The organism is Vibrio sp. V19_P1S1T109, from assembly GCF_002241375.1.
Classification (GTDB): Bacteria; Pseudomonadota; Gammaproteobacteria; order Enterobacterales; family Vibrionaceae; genus Vibrio; species Vibrio anguillarum.
Window position 1 is genome coordinate 13,483 of sequence record NZ_NDIM01000249.1, and the last position, 14,886, is coordinate 28,368.

The 14,886-nt window shown below is 45.6% G+C and carries 12 protein-coding genes; 5 read left to right on the plus strand and 7 right to left on the minus strand.

The window, feature by feature from the left end; all coding sequences use genetic code 11:
* The first annotated feature begins 39 nt into the window (after window positions 1–39).
* The 4 genes from nudC to B9J87_RS12475 all read left to right on the plus strand — a co-directional run bounded on the left by nudC (window position 40) and on the right by B9J87_RS12475 (window position 4,075).
* Window positions 40–966, plus strand: coding sequence for an NAD(+) diphosphatase (nudC, locus tag B9J87_RS12460; protein WP_094151032.1), 927 nt, complete (start codon window positions 40–42; stop codon window positions 964–966).
* 249 nt (window positions 967–1,215) lie between these two features.
* Window positions 1,216–2,283 (plus strand): uroporphyrinogen decarboxylase, encoded by a 1,068-nt coding sequence (gene hemE, locus B9J87_RS12465; RefSeq protein ID WP_094151033.1) that lies wholly within the window; start codon window positions 1,216–1,218, stop codon window positions 2,281–2,283.
* Window positions 2,284–2,384: 101 nt separating this feature from the next.
* A complete protein-coding gene (locus tag B9J87_RS12470) occupies window positions 2,385–3,023 on the plus strand; it encodes a TetR/AcrR family transcriptional regulator (RefSeq protein WP_013857945.1) in 639 nt (212 codons plus the stop codon).
* Between the two features lie 89 nt (window positions 3,024–3,112).
* Window positions 3,113–4,075, plus strand: coding sequence for a hypothetical protein (locus tag B9J87_RS12475; RefSeq protein WP_017047549.1), 963 nt, complete (start codon window positions 3,113–3,115; stop codon window positions 4,073–4,075).
* A gap of 37 nt (window positions 4,076–4,112) precedes the next feature.
* On the opposite strand, the gene B9J87_RS12480 is transcribed toward B9J87_RS12475, so the two are convergent.
* The 7 genes from B9J87_RS12480 to rsgA form a co-directional block, all read right to left on the minus strand.
* Window positions 4,113–5,198: a murein hydrolase activator EnvC family protein gene (locus B9J87_RS12480; protein ID WP_254918133.1), complete on the minus strand. Its 1,086-nt coding sequence runs from the start codon at window positions 5,196–5,198 to the stop codon at window positions 4,113–4,115.
* A 221-nt stretch (window positions 5,199–5,419) separates the two neighbouring features.
* Window positions 5,420–6,952, minus strand: coding sequence for a 2,3-bisphosphoglycerate-independent phosphoglycerate mutase (gene gpmM, locus B9J87_RS12485; RefSeq protein ID WP_094151035.1), 1,533 nt, complete (start codon window positions 6,950–6,952; stop codon window positions 5,420–5,422).
* Between the two features lie 156 nt (window positions 6,953–7,108).
* Entirely contained in the window at window positions 7,109–7,996 is an 888-nt protein-coding gene (locus tag B9J87_RS12490; RefSeq protein WP_013857940.1) for a DMT family transporter, read from the minus strand.
* 112 nt (window positions 7,997–8,108) lie between these two features.
* The gene (locus B9J87_RS12495; RefSeq protein ID WP_094151036.1) at window positions 8,109–9,989 is read right to left on the minus strand and encodes a methyl-accepting chemotaxis protein; all 1,881 of its coding nucleotides are present in this window, start codon (window positions 9,987–9,989) and stop codon (window positions 8,109–8,111) included.
* A gap of 298 nt (window positions 9,990–10,287) precedes the next feature.
* A complete protein-coding gene (locus B9J87_RS12500) occupies window positions 10,288–11,703 on the minus strand; it encodes an SLC13 family permease (RefSeq protein WP_017048339.1) in 1,416 nt (471 codons plus the stop codon).
* Window positions 11,704–11,916: 213 nt separating this feature from the next.
* Window positions 11,917–12,774, minus strand: coding sequence for an archaetidylserine decarboxylase (gene asd / locus B9J87_RS12505; RefSeq protein WP_013857937.1), 858 nt, complete (start codon window positions 12,772–12,774; stop codon window positions 11,917–11,919).
* 175 nt (window positions 12,775–12,949) lie between these two features.
* Window positions 12,950–14,011, minus strand: coding sequence for a small ribosomal subunit biogenesis GTPase RsgA (gene rsgA, locus B9J87_RS12510; RefSeq protein ID WP_013857936.1), 1,062 nt, complete (start codon window positions 14,009–14,011; stop codon window positions 12,950–12,952).
* A 154-nt stretch (window positions 14,012–14,165) separates the two neighbouring features.
* Here rsgA and orn point away from each other — a divergent pair, with 154 nt between their 5' ends.
* Complete coding sequence (gene orn, locus B9J87_RS12515) at window positions 14,166–14,711, plus strand: oligoribonuclease (protein WP_010318948.1); 546 nt, start codon at window positions 14,166–14,168, stop codon at window positions 14,709–14,711.
* The last annotated feature ends 175 nt before the right edge of the window (window positions 14,712–14,886 follow it).

Here is a 14,886-nt window from a genome sequence, read left to right on the forward strand (position 1 = left end):
GCCCTCATGATCGGGTCACAAAGCTGGTGACCGTTTCCTTTGCGTAGGGTTGCACTTCGTAGATACAACTCATTGTCCTTACTAGAATTTATAGAACTAAATTTGGAACGTTACAAATTCTGGTATGAATTTAGATTGCCAGTAAAATGGGGTAACTGCAAGAAGAGAGGTCGCAACATGTTGAAAAATAGTGATACAAAAATCGCTTATTGGTGTGTAGTTTCCGGAAGTGAGATCTGGACCATAAATGGTGAGTTACCGCTAGGATCTGCGGGCGAATATTCCCTGCCTTTAGAAAAAGCGGTGGTGGTAGATAGTTGTGATGGTTACCCAGTGATGTGGGTTAATGATGCCGATCTTGATGGCGAGCGAGAACTGACTTCATTACGCGAATTGTTGCATCTCAAACCAGAACTATTTTTGGCGATCAGCAAGGCGCTTCAATATGGTCACATGAGCCAAACGTTACGTTTTTGTCCACAATGTGGCGGGCGAAATTACCTGAACCACAACCAATTGGCGATGCAATGTTCTGAGTGTCGAACATTACATTATCCGCGTATCTTTCCTTGCATTATTGTCGCGGTACGAAATCAGGATAAAATTTTATTGGCCCAGCACCCAAGGCATCGTAACGGCATGTACACCGTCATTGCTGGTTTTTTAGAGGTCGGGGAGACGTTAGAGCAGTGCGTGGCACGTGAAGTACTTGAAGAAACAGGAATTCATGTGAAGAATATTCATTATTTTGGCAGCCAACCTTGGGCATTTCCATCGAGTATGATGATGGGCTTTGTCGCGGAATATGATTCTGGCACGATAAAACCTGATTACAGTGAATTAAGTGACGCACAATGGTTCTTAGCAAACGCTTTGCCTCCTGTCGCCCCCGAAGGTACGATAGCCAGAGCATTAATAGAGCACACGTTAAGCGAAATCGAGAAAGATTCACTGCCGCATTGCTAAAAAAAACCCTCCGGTGAAGGAGGGGGTAAGTAAGATGTCGTTATGAGATGCCGAGTACAGAGTACTCAGTTTATAATTATAGTTTTCGCTAGCGAACAAATTTTTAACACCGTTAAAGGTTGCTTGCAAATTAACCATTGATTTAAAAGTTAATAACATGATCTCGCTTGCAAAGCACACCGTTTTTGGCGCTTATTCAGTGCTAGAATAACGCCACAAAAAATAACAAGCTTTAAATTGGAAGACGGAATGACTGAATTAAAAAATGATCGCTACTTGCGTGCACTGTTAAAACAACCTGTCGATTGCACCCCTGTATGGATGATGCGCCAAGCGGGACGTTACCTGCCAGAGTATCGCGCAACGCGTGCCGAAGCGGGCGATTTTATGGCGCTGTGTAAAAATGCTGAGCTAGCTTCTGAAGTGACATTACAGCCATTACGTCGCTTTCCATTAGATGCCGCTATTTTATTTTCTGATATTTTAACCATTCCTGACGCCATGGGATTGGGTTTGTATTTTGAAGCGGGAGAAGGGCCAAAGTTTGAACGCCCGATCACTTGTAAAGCCGATGTCGATAAAATTGGCTTACCGGATCCGGAAGGCGAACTGCAATATGTGATGAATGCCGTACGCCAGATCCGCAAAGATCTACAAGGTGAAGTTCCATTGATCGGTTTTTCAGGCAGCCCATGGACACTCGCGACTTATATGGTGGAAGGTGGCAGCTCAAAAGCCTTCACTAAGATCAAAAAAATGATGTACGCCGATCCTAGCGTGCTGCACGCCTTGCTCGATAAACTGGCAGACAGTGTTATTGAATACCTTAACGCACAAATCAAAGCGGGTGCTCAGTCTGTTATGATTTTTGATACTTGGGGCGGAGTACTGACGCCGCGCGACTACAACCTCTTTTCACTACAGTATATGCACAAAATTGTGGATTGTTTAATTCGTGAAAATGAAGGTCGCCGCGTACCCGTCACTCTGTTTACCAAAAACGGTGGCATGTGGCTGGAGCAGATTGCTGCAACGGGTTGTGATGCTGTAGGGCTTGATTGGACCATCAATATTGCCGACGCCAAAGCGCGTATCGGTGACAAGGTGGCGCTGCAAGGTAATATGGACCCATCCATGCTTTATGCTCCGCATGATCGTATTCGTCAAGAAGTGGCGACCATTCTTGAAGGGTTCGGTCATGGTGGAACGGGCCATGTCTTTAACCTCGGACACGGTATCCATTTAGATGTGCCACCGGAAAATGCGGGCATGTTTGTTGATGCGGTGCACGCCTTGTCTAAACCGTACCATCAATAATAGGTTTGCGGTGCCTTATCGCCGATAATGCACCGTTTCTCACTCTCATCCTGTTATTTGATAGGAGCAGGTTCACAGAGGTAAAGAGGTAATAAGACAAGATGAAGACCAAAGATAAGATCGTTTATGCTGCATTAGCGCTGTTTAATGAACATGGTGAAAGAACGGTGACCACTAACCATATCGCAGCACATATCGAAATCAGCCCAGGTAATTTGTATTATCACTTTCGTAATAAACAAGAAATTGTTCGTGATATTTTTGCTCTCTATTCAGCAGAGTTACTCGAACGTTTTCAGCCGATTGCGGCACAGCGCGAAAGCTTAACTCTGTTAAAGCATTATCTTGATTCGATCTTCACTTTGATGTGGAAATACCGTTTTTTCTATGCCAATTTACCGGAAATCCTGCAGCGTGATGAAGTACTACATGGTGAGTACATTCAAGTACAAGAAAAGCTGCAAACTAATCTCATTAATATTATGCACGCTTTTGTTGAGCTGAAATTGCTGTCTGTCGGAAAAGAAGATATGCAATCTTTAGTGACCACTCTCCATATGACGGCCTCGTGTTGGTTGAGTTATCAGTCAGCGATGTTTTCCAAAACGCAGATCACCGAGCAAGTGATTCATCAAGGCATGCTACAGATGATCGCAGTCGTTAAACCCAAAGCAACGGAACAAGGTCTTGAACAGCTTCTATTATTAGAGGAAGGTGTGCGGGCGATGCACGCATCATAATCTGTGCTTAGTTATAACCTTTGAGTATTGTTCTTAATCCTTTGAAGCTGTTAGCTTCTTAGCTATACATCTCTAAGGGTGGTGTTGATATGCACTATGACGTTTTTAACGGTGATGCTGATGGCATCATCTCTCTTCTTCAGCTGCGGCTTGCTTACCCTCGCACGACGACCCTAGTTACTGGGGTTAAGCGTGATATCAAATTGCTCCAGCGTCTTAATCTTCAATCCCGAGATAGTCTGACCGTGTTAGATATTTCGATGGAGAAGAATCAGCGACCTTTACAGCAGGCTCTTGCGGCGGGGGTGACGGTGTTTTATGCCGATCATCACTATGCAGGCTCAATCCCCGAGACTCCGCTGCTTGACGCCCATATTGATTTGGACCCTAATACTTGTACGGCATTAATTATTGATCAATGGTTAGGTGGTCCGTTCCATGAGTGGGCGATTGTGGCAGCTTATGGCGATAATTTGATTGCTAAAGCGGATACTTTAGCGCGCAACGCGGGGCTAACTACCACTCAAGCCGAACAACTAAAAAACTTAGGCACCTTGATTAACTATAACGGTTATGGAGAGACGATAGAGCAGCTTCATTATCACCCCGCTGATTTGTACCAAGCCTTGCTAGTTTATCCTTCACCGTTTGATTTAATGAAGGATGACAACTCCCCTTTTTATCATTTGCAGCACGCTTATGAGCAAGATATGCAGCTTGCTCAGTCGTTAGAGCCTATCTATAAAAGTGCCTGTTTGAGCGTATACGAGCTGCCAGACTGTGCATCATCACAGCGAGTGAGTGGTGTGTTTAGTAATTGGCTAGCCAATCAAGCACCTGCCGCGGCACATATGGTTTTAACGGTAAATTCATCGGGTGGTTATACCGTTTCGCTACGTGCTCCATTAGCCAATAAACAGGGAGCGGATAGGTTATGCAGCGCCTTTGCAACCGGAGGCGGGCGAGAAGCAGCGGCGGGTATTAATTCGTTGGATAAAAGACAATTGACCCAATTCATTACTCAAGTAGAAGCGTACTATTCATCACACTAACGCTCGCCCGGATTAACTGGGTGATGAATGTGTTTTGCTAGCGACTGAGCCAGCGTGTTGGGTCTTCGGCTTTACTGTTGCGACGAATTTCGAAATAGAGCGCTGGCTGAGATTGACCGCCAGTGTCGCCCGCTAAAGCAATGGTTTCACCAGCGGTGACTTTATCGCCCTCTTTTTTGAGCAAACTTTGGTTAAAGCCGTATAAGGTCATATCGCCTTTGCCATGATCGAGCAAAACCACCAGCCCATAACCACGTAGATATTCAGCAAACACGACCGTGCCAGAATAAACCGCTTTGACGTTTTGACCATAATTGGCGTCAATGACTAGACCTTTCCAGTCAATTTGTCCACTTTGACGTGTACCAAAAGCATGCAGGATTTTGCCTCTGACTGGCCAAGGTAGCTTGCCTTTTTGCGGCGCTAACCCATCCATTAGTACAGCGTTACGTTTTGCTGCTTTGGCGATTTCCGCTTGTAATCGCGTTTCATTGCGTTGCAATTCCGCTAAGTAGACTTTATCACCGGAAATACTTTTTTGAATTTTACCCACTGTACTGCGTCGTTCTGACTGCGTTTTTGCCAATGTAGCGCGCTTTTGGGTCTGCTGTTCTAATAGAGAGGCGATTTGGTCTCGTTCAAGTCGCAGCTGTTTTTCACTTTCATTGAGTTCTTTTTGCGTAAGTTCAAGCTGTTGGATGGTTTGGCTGCGTGCCTTCGCCAAGTGTTGGTAATACTGGCTGATGCGATCTTCTTCCACGCCATTATTGAGTATGTTGGATGAGGCTGTCGCTCGCTGAGTGGCGTAATAGGTTTTGAACAGTTGAGCTAATTTGGCGGTTTGTTGTGTTTGTTGTGTTTCTAAGGCCGTGATCTTTTGCTTGAGTTTAGCGATATTAGCGTTGGCCACTACTAATTCTGATTTGGTGTTTTTGATCTGATTTTCTAGAATTGAAATACCCACTTCTTGCTTTTTAAGCACATTTTGCAACGAATCGAGCTCTTTTTGTCGATTATTTAACGCTTGCTGCTGACGAGAAATTTCTCCTTTCACCCCTTTTAGCTCTTGCTGTGTGGCAGCCATTAACGGTGAGCTGGAGAGGCAAGCTAGCCCTAACACCATCACTAGGCTAAGTGCATGCCACCAAGTCGTTATAGTAATTAGGTGTGGTGAAGGCTTGTTTCTCATCCGTTTTCAAGTCTCTATCGACAAATTAGTGAGTCAGTATACTCAAAGCCATCCGCGAGGCGAAAGCCCTATGTCAAAACTTGCAATCAAATCGAGTTCTTGGGCGAAAAAAAGCCTCGATATTTATCGAGGCTCAATAGCACGTGGTTGGTGAGTTATTTAAACAACACTTGACCAGACATTTCTGCCGGAATGTCCATGTTCGATAGAGCAAGCATCGTTGGTGCTAGATCAGAAAGCTTACCACCATCTTTTAGCTTAAGATCTTTGCTACCGACGTAGATAAGAGGTACTGGCAGATTGGTATGAGCAGTATGAATGCCCCCTGTTTCTGGGTTCACCATCATTTCTGCATTGCCGTGGTCTGCTGTGATCAGTAGCTGGCCATCGACTTCTTTAATCGCTTCAACCACTTTTCCGATACACTCATCAAGCGCTTCGCATGCTTTCACTGCCGCTTCGTAAATACCAGTATGACCAACCATATCGCCGTTCGGGTAGTTACAGATAATCGCATCGTATTTACCCGATTTGATTGCCGCAACGAGTTTTTCAGTCAGTTCAGGCGCGCTCATTTCCGGTTGCAGATCGTAAGTTGCCACTTTAGGTGAAGCAACCAATTGACGCTCTTCGCCTGGGAATTCGTTCTCAACACCACCGTTAAAGAAGAAGGTGACGTGCGCGTATTTTTCTGTTTCAGAGATGCGCAACTGAGTTTTACCCGCCTTTGATAGCCACTCACCGTAGGTGTTTTCTAGTGATGCTGGTGGAAATGCGCACAGCAGAGGAATGTCGGCGGCGTATTGGGTTAGCATCACAAAGTCAATTGCTGGGAACTTTGCACGTTCAAACCCGTTGAAATCTGGTATGAAGGCACGAGTAATTTCACGTGCACGGTCGGCGCGGTAGTTCATGAAAATCACGGCGTCGCCATCTTCAATCGCAGCAGAGTCTTGGCCTTCAGCTTTGATTTCTGTCGCTTTAACAAATTCATCATTTTCTTCACGTGCGTAAGCGGCTTCAAGGCCTGCCACGGCGTAATCAAAAGTAAATTCTGCTTTGGCTTCAACCAATAGGTCGTAAGCTTTTTGTACGCGTTCCCAGTTGTTATCGCGATCCATGGCGTAGTAACGACCAATCAGTGAGGCGATACGACCTTTACCTAATTTAGAAAATAGGTCTTGGAAGCGTTGCAATGAGGCTTCGGCACTGCGTGGTGGCGTATCACGGCCATCAAGGAAGCAGTGGAGGTAGATTTTCTCAGCGCCACGGGCAGCAGCCATTTCAACGGCAGCGTAGATATGATCTTCATGCGAGTGAACACCACCTGGCGACATTAGCCCCAATAGGTGAACCGCTTTGCCCGCTTTGATGGCTTTATCCATCGCGTTGACTAACACTTCGTTTTGTTGGAATTCACCATCAAGAATTGATTTAGTAATGCGTGTCAGGTCTTGGTAAACAATACGACCAGCACCGATATTGGTGTGACCGACTTCTGAGTTACCCATTTGACCATCCGGTAAACCTACATCCATACCAGAAGCAGAAATCAGAGTGTTTGGGTTGTTTGCAATTAAGCTATCCATGACTGGAGTATGTGCATTGCTGATTGCGTTGTGTGCGTTATCTTCACGGTAACCCCAACCGTCAAGAATTACTAAAGCCATTGGCTTCTTAGCTGACATAGTTATGACCTCGTCAAATTCAAAGTAACTTAAACAGAAATTAGCGTAATTTTACTACACTTTGAAGCGATTGCAGTAGGTTAAGATCAATGATTCTCCCTATCAATGCCTATAAAGGTAGCCTATTGATCAACATCGGTGTCTTTTTAGCGCCATTTAATAAACTAAAATTCCCGTCCCAAGCACGGCAAACAGTGCGCCGCACCAAGCGAAGCGGTTGGGCCGCTGTTTGGTATACATCCATAAAATAGGCAACAACATGATGGGCGTGGTTGAGGAGAGCAGGGCCACCATACCCACGTTGCCTTCACGCAGTGCGTAGAGAATTAATGTCATTCCGACCGCCATCGCAAGAAAACCGTTGATGGCAGTAATGGTAAAAATGGGCAGCGTAATGGCTTGAGTGGCGCGTGCTAATTTTGCACCAGTAGCCAACAGTAAGCAGTGTGCGGTGAAGGCGGTGAGCATTCGAATCGCGGAAGCGGCGATGGGGTCGATCCCCGTTTGCATTACAGGTTTGGCGATGATCCCACCCAATGCTTGGCATAGAGCCGCGATAAGGCCAAGTGCAATGCCAACCCATACTCGACCTTTAATTGCTTCCAATGCATTATGATTTTGCCCTCGGCGGCCAAAAAAGATGGCCGTTAGAACACCTGAAAAGACAAAAGTCGCGCCCACTAGCTCTGCATGGCTCATGCTTTCGCTGAATAAAAAATAGCCGAGAATGGCCGAAAAAACGGCATGGCAGGAAAAGAGCAAACCCGCTTGTCTTGGCCCCATGCGATTTAAACACGCAAACAGCGCCGTATCGCCAATGAATATGCCAATCAACCCCGAATACATCATGGGTGTTACCATCTCGCTGTTTACCGTTGCCCAGCCGCCAGTTGCCAGCGCCATGCTCACTAAAATGAGAGAAGTACAGCCCATGCGCCAACGGCTATAAGCAAAGGTTCCTAAATGGCGAGCGGGAGTAACAGACAGTAAACTGGCTACTGCCCAAAGAAACGCGGCAGCAAGCGCGAGCCATTCGTAGCCCATGTAGACATCCTTGAACGAGGGAAGGATCTCAATATGCCTTAAGCGCTAGGGGAAAACAAAGGGAATTTATGGGCTTGCCTCAATGTGATTAAAAGAGGCAAGCCAAGAGGATTTACACTTTGAAGCGGCGAATATCGTTACGCATGGCTTCTGCCGATAAATGCATTTCATGAGCGCTGTGGCTGCTCTGCTGAGTTTGACTAGCAAGGTCATCAGAAGCGTCTTTGATACCTTGTGTATTGCGGCTAATGTCTTCGCTGACGGCTCGCTGCTCTTCAGCGGCACTGGCAATTTGCAAGGCCATATCATTGATCTCGGTAATGGCTTGCGTGATCCGCACTAAACTGTCGTGAGCTTGTTCGGCATAGTCAACACTGTGGTCGGCCAGTTTGGTGCTGGCTTCCATATTCTCGACCGCATGTTGAGTATTGCGTTGCAAGGTTTCTATCATGGTGCGGATCTCTTCCGTTGAGCCATGTGTACGTTGGCTGAGCACACGAACTTCGTCGGCGACCACAGCAAAACCACGGCCTTGGTCACCAGCGCGGGCCGCTTCAATCGCCGCATTGAGTGCTAACAGATTGGTTTGTTCGGCAATACTTTGAATGGTGGATAGGATCTGGTTGATACTTTGAGCATTGCTCTCCAACTCTCGGATCACTTTGGCTGCACTATCGACCTGATTGGCTAAGTGAGTAATGGAATCTCGATTCTTTTTGATAACTGCCTGCCCGTCATCACAAGCTGAGGCCGATGCTTGTGACGCGCTAGCGGTCAGTTCGGCATGGCTAGCCACCTCAGCGGCGGTAGCCGACATCTCGTGAATCGCGGTGGCTATTTGGTTGACATCATTTTGTTGGTGCTCAACTCGCATGGAAGCTTGAGCAGAAAGGTCATTGGCATCTTGTGCTTGCTGGGAAAGTTGTTGGCTACGGCTGACGATCCCTTTCAGCATCTCCTGCATTTGACTTAAAAAGAGATTCACTTTCTCGGCCAATTCACCGATTTCATCCATGCGTCGAATGTCGATGCGTTGGGTGAGGTCGCCTTCTCCTTGCGCTAATTGCGCTAAAGCGTTCGACAATACCTGCAGTGGTTGCAGTAAGCGGGTTACAACCCAAGTGCTGATACTGGCGATAATAATGTAGAGCACTAAAGAGGCAATGGCGGTAAAGGTTATTTGCTCAGAAACCGAGGCGTAGGCCATCTCTTTGTCCACCACAATGCCCAGTAACCAATCGGTATTTGGTATTTGTGAGACGTAAATTAATTTGTTGCCTTGCTTTGGCCAAGCGATGGTATCCACGCGATTTTCTCGGGCTAAGCTGGCCATGTGCTGGGAATCTAATTCGTTGTTTAAATTGGTTAAAGGTTTTTGGCTTAAAGCTTCATCTTGGTAGGCAACAATGTTGTTATTACCATCAACCAAAAACGCAAAACCTTGATTGTTCAGTTTAACATTCAGCACTTCTTTAATGAGATTGGTTACCGTTAAATCGGCGGCGAGTACGCCTTGTTTTTGACCTTTAAAAGCTTTGGCGAAGCTAACTACGATGCTGCCATCAAAATCTTGGTAGGGTTCGGTAATTATAAGCCCCGATTGTGCCATTGCATCTTTATACCAAGGGCGCGTTCTTGGATCATAATCACTTGGCCAATCTTCGGTTTTATCACCATAAGCGATGGTGCCATCACTGAAGCCAGCATAGACAGAAAGAAAATCACCGCCTTTTTTGGTGACCAGTAGCGCTTGATTTGCGTTGTCATTACTGGCGATAAAAGATTCATTAGCCAACATCATATTGCTACGGATCCCGAGCCAATCACTGATATAACGGCTGGTGGCGAGACTGACATTTTCCATTTCACTATTGATGGCGTGAGTCGTCTCCTGTTGCAGTTGGCTGACGGAGATCCAAGCTTGTACGCCACTGACTATCGCAATGATAATGGCGATCGCCACTTGAATTTTAAATTTGATGGTATGTCTCATGGGTTATGCCCCTAGAACGGTTTGACAACAGCGTGTCGATAGATCAGAACGGAAAAAAGATGAATTAACGGCTCCTACGCTTAGTTGCAGCGAAATGATGAAGCCGTTCCATGTTTCTTCAGATAAATGAATAAGTAAATCAGAGTAATCCTACGAGAATGTAGCTTTGATTAATATGATCGTGCTCGATTATTGTTCATCTCGTTGATTTGCTTTTACTTAGTTTTAGGCTGGAATGATTCATCTTTGCGACCTGCATTCAGTCTTGACGCTCAATGCAAGTCGCAGTCACCAAAGGTTAGGTTAGTAATAGCGCGGCAGTATAGACAATGCACAAGCCAACAACGCCAATAATCAGACCTGTTTTGGCCATGTCTTTACTCTCAATAAGCCCGGTAGAATAGGCCAGTGAGTTCGGCGGTGTTGAGACAGGTAAAATCATACCCAGTGAGGCAGAAAAGGCGACAACCACTAACAAACTTTGTATACCACCAATACTGGCCAAGCTTTCCATGGATGTGCCAATCGCGGCGGCGATCGGCATGAGTAAGTTAGCGGTCGCGGTATTGGACATGAAGTTTGCCATGATCCAACAAACGAGCGACAGGGTGATGACGACCGAGATAGGCGATAGAGAACTGTAATCAATCGCGTGAGCTAATGCTGAAGCGAGCCCTGTTTTATCTAGCCCAATTCCAATCGCTATCCCGCCAGCCACTAGCCACAAGACGTCCCAGTTGATCTGTTTCAGTTCCTCTTTGCCCATAATGCCGGTGAGTGTAAAAACCGCCAAAGGAATAATAGATACCACATAGGTGTTCATGCCGTGTAGAGAGGTGGTCATCCACAGCACTATGGTGGCGGCAAAAGTAATGTAGACCACGATTGCACGCCAATTTTTTTGGAATGTTCCGTTTAGTTTCAGCACCATCTGTTTTTCTGAAGAGGGAAACAGTTTTTGTAGCAAAAACCAAGCTAACGTGAGCTGAATAATTACAAACGGCAAGCCCATCATCATCCAAGAAAAGAAATCAATGCTATTGCTTCCGGTGAGATATTGCAGCGCGATAGCATTGGGTGGCGTACCGATAGGCGTGGCAATACCACCGGTGTTCGCTGCAATCGGAATGCAGAGCACTAAGGCTTTGATGCCTAAATCCCCTTTTGGAGCTGAAGCGACGATCGGCCCGAGCAGCGCCAGCATCATCACAGTAGTCGCGGTATTGGACATAAACATAGAAAATACCGCAGTGATCAACATTAGCCCCAGCATAATAAAGCGGGGTTGAGTACCAAAAGGTTTGAGTAAAACTCGGGCTAAGTTGTTGTCCAGTTCATATTTAGAAGCAGCAATCGCCAGTGCAAAGCCGCCCATGAACAAGATAATAATCGGTGAAGAGAAAGCGCTGAAAATATCGGTGTACTTCATTAACTCGCCGATATCATGCCCAGCGGGTGGCGAACGAAAGAGATGCAAGCCTTTATCTGAAATCATCACCAATTCGAGCGCAATGATCAAAATGGAGGTGGCAAATACAGGAACTGGCTCCAATACCCAAAGCAGAGCAGCCAATAAAAAAATAGCCAGTAATCGATGTTGAATTAAGGTTAAGTCATCAATCGGTATTGCATCAATGGGCATCAGTAAAACACCGATGGGCAGCAAAAAGCAGATCGCAAGCTTTATCAGCATTCCCGTATTCATGGTAGGCATATCACATGACCTTCATTAGGTTAACTTGAAGTAACTAGCGTAAATGATATGTGAATGAAGGTCTTAGACGCGGCTTGAAATTTTGAGTTTTAGCTAAGGAATATGCAGCAGCTTTGTTTTTTATCAATAAAGAAAAAAAGCGAAATATCTAGAGGCGTTAGCTCTGAACATGCAGAGCTAACGCATTTTGCAGGGAACATTAAGAGATGGCGATTAACGTTGCTGTGCGTATGGAGTACCCATAACCGTTGTAGCATTGTGTTGCATAGACTCATCAAAGCGAATTTTATCTTTTGCAAACAGGTTGATCACCGTTGAGCCTAGCTTAAAGCGACCCATCTCTTGTCCTTTTTTCAGTACAACAGAGGTATTGCCTTGGGCTGGATAATCCCAGCGATAAACGGTATTGCCGCGCGGAGGCGTGACAGTACCTGACCAAACTAGCTCAATACTGCCAACAATGGTCGCCCCGACAAGCACTTGTGCCATTGGGCCAAACTCAGTATCAAAAATACACACCACGCGCTCATTGCGAGCAAACAGGTTCGGTACATTTTCGGCGGTTAGTGGGTTAACCGAGAAAAGATCGCCCGGAACATAAATCATTTGACGTAACACGCCATCGCAAGGCATGTGTACGCGGTGGTAGTCGCGAGGTGATAGATAAAGCGTGGCAAATTCGCCATCTTCAAACTCTTGCGCCAGCTTGGCATCACCACCGAGCAATTCTACCGCTGTAAAATGGTGGCCTTTCGCTTGAATCAGCTTGCCATCTTGAATCGGCCCGAATTGACTAACGCAAGCATCGGCCGGATGGGTGATTAAGCTATCACCGTCACTGATTGGCCGAGCATCGGCTTTCAATTCACGAACAAAGAATTCATTGAATGTTTTGAAATGGCTAGGATCTGAATGCAGAGCTTCATCCATGTTGACATTATATTGTTTAATAAACCAACGAATGACTGCAGTGGTTAGACCGCCAGCTTTCGCTGATGCGAGTTTACCCATCAGGCGTGTTAAGCCATGTTGTGGGATCCAGTATTGCAGTCCAACTTTAATTTTATCCATTGTCTCTGATTCCAATGTTAACTGTATGTTCTTCACTTTGGGCGCGAGATGTTACTGAAAAACTCTCACCATGTCAGCAGTTAGTCACCATTGCTTACGGATTATTCGATGGCGACAGATAAAAAATTTATCGATCAAGTCTGCGGACATTTGCCGGGGTAAAACTCGATGCTATTTATAAATCCGCTTTTTTGTTACGCGAATATTGGCGGTTAGCTTTGTTTTCCGACATGCTTTCTAAAATTCGGTGGTAGTTCTCAAAGCGCGTGTTACTAATATCACCTTTTTCCACCGCTTCACGTAATAAGCAACCCGGATCGTCAGCGTGTTTACAGTCTCTAAACTTACAGCCGCCTAAGAAGGGACGAAATTCGACAAAAGCTTCGGTGATCGCTTCAGCTTCCAAGTGCCATAAACCAAATTCACGCACTCCCGGCGAGTCGATCAAATCACCGCCTGTAGGGATATGATACAAGCGAGCCGCAGTGGTGGTATGTTGACCAAGTCCAGATGCTTGAGAAACTTCACCTTCTTCAATTTCATCTTCCAAATTTGGCATTAATGCGTTCACTAGGCTGGATTTACCAACGCCAGATTGACCAACAAATATGTTGATCCGTCCGCCAAGTTCCGCTTCTAACTCAGCAATCCCTTCACCGCTTTTTTTGCTGACAAAAAGCACTTTGTAGCCAATGCGTTCGTACACACGTAACGACTCTTGATATTGGTTACGCAATTCATCGCTGAGTAAATCAATCTTATTCAGTACCACTAGCGGCGCAATATTCACGGTTTCTGAAGCGATCAAATAACGGTCGATGATATTGAGTGACAGTTCCGGCAGTACGGATGACACAATGACCATCTGATCAATGTTTGCCGCTACTGGTTTCAAACCGTCGTAATAATCTGGACGAGTCAGAACCGATTTGCGCGGTTCAACCGCTTCGACAACGCCAGAGATACCCGCCATCGATTCGAGTCCAGGTCGCCAAATAACACGATCTCCTGAGACCAGCGTTTCAATGCCTCGGCGTAAATTACAGCGGTGGATGGTGTGAGTCTCTAAATCTTCAACATCGGCATGTTGGCCAAAACGAGTAATCACTAACCCAGTTTTTGCGGTGCCGAGCATGGCTTCATCCCACGAAACTGTGTCCTCTTTTTTGAGTCGTTTACTCTGATTATTACGAACGCGTCGTACTTGACCTTTCGTCAGCTTCTTTTTCTTTGCCACGATTATCTACTTCATGATTATGATACGTTTTGATCCAACGTTGAGATTTTACTCAAAATCATACCGTTTGGATCCAATGTCCAAAGGTATCTTGGGGATCTGAATTTGGGTATAGTACCTTTTTTATCTGCAAACCAATATAGGCAACGTATTTATGTCTTTTAGCGATCAAAACTTGATTTGGGTTGATCTTGAGATGACAGGCTTAGACCCTGAAACTCACAAAATTATCGAGATTGCCACCATTGTGACTGATAGTGAGTTGAACATTTTGGCTGAAGGCCCAGTGTTGGCTGTTCATCAATCAGAAGCTGAATTGGCTAAAATGGATGAATGGTGCACCACCACACATACCAAAAGCGGTTTGGTCGAGCGAGTACGTCATGACTCAGTGACACAACAAGAAGCGGTTGAACAGACCATTACGTTTTTGGAAAAGTGGGTGCCTAAAGGTAAATCTCCGATTTGTGGCAACAGTATTGGGCAAGATCGCCGCTTCCTTTATAAACATATGCCTGAGCTGGAAGCCTACTTCCATTACCGTTATGTGGATGTCAGTACGCTAAAAGAGCTGACTCGCCGTTGGAAGCCAGAAGTATTGGATGGCTTTTCTAAGCAAGGTAGTCACCTGGCTTTAGATGATATTCGTGAGTCTATTGCTGAGCTTCAGTACTACCGTAAGACCATATTCAGTATTTAATTTTCAGAACGGCATTTTTTGGTGATGGCGTGTTAACCAGTTTTTATGATTAATACGCCATATTTGCGTTCTTTTTCGTCAAAAAAAAAAAAAAAAGATTTTTTGCCAGTAAGGGCTTGCATCATAAGAAAATGCTCTTATAATTCGCAGCCCTGAACAACGGAAACGTTGTGAA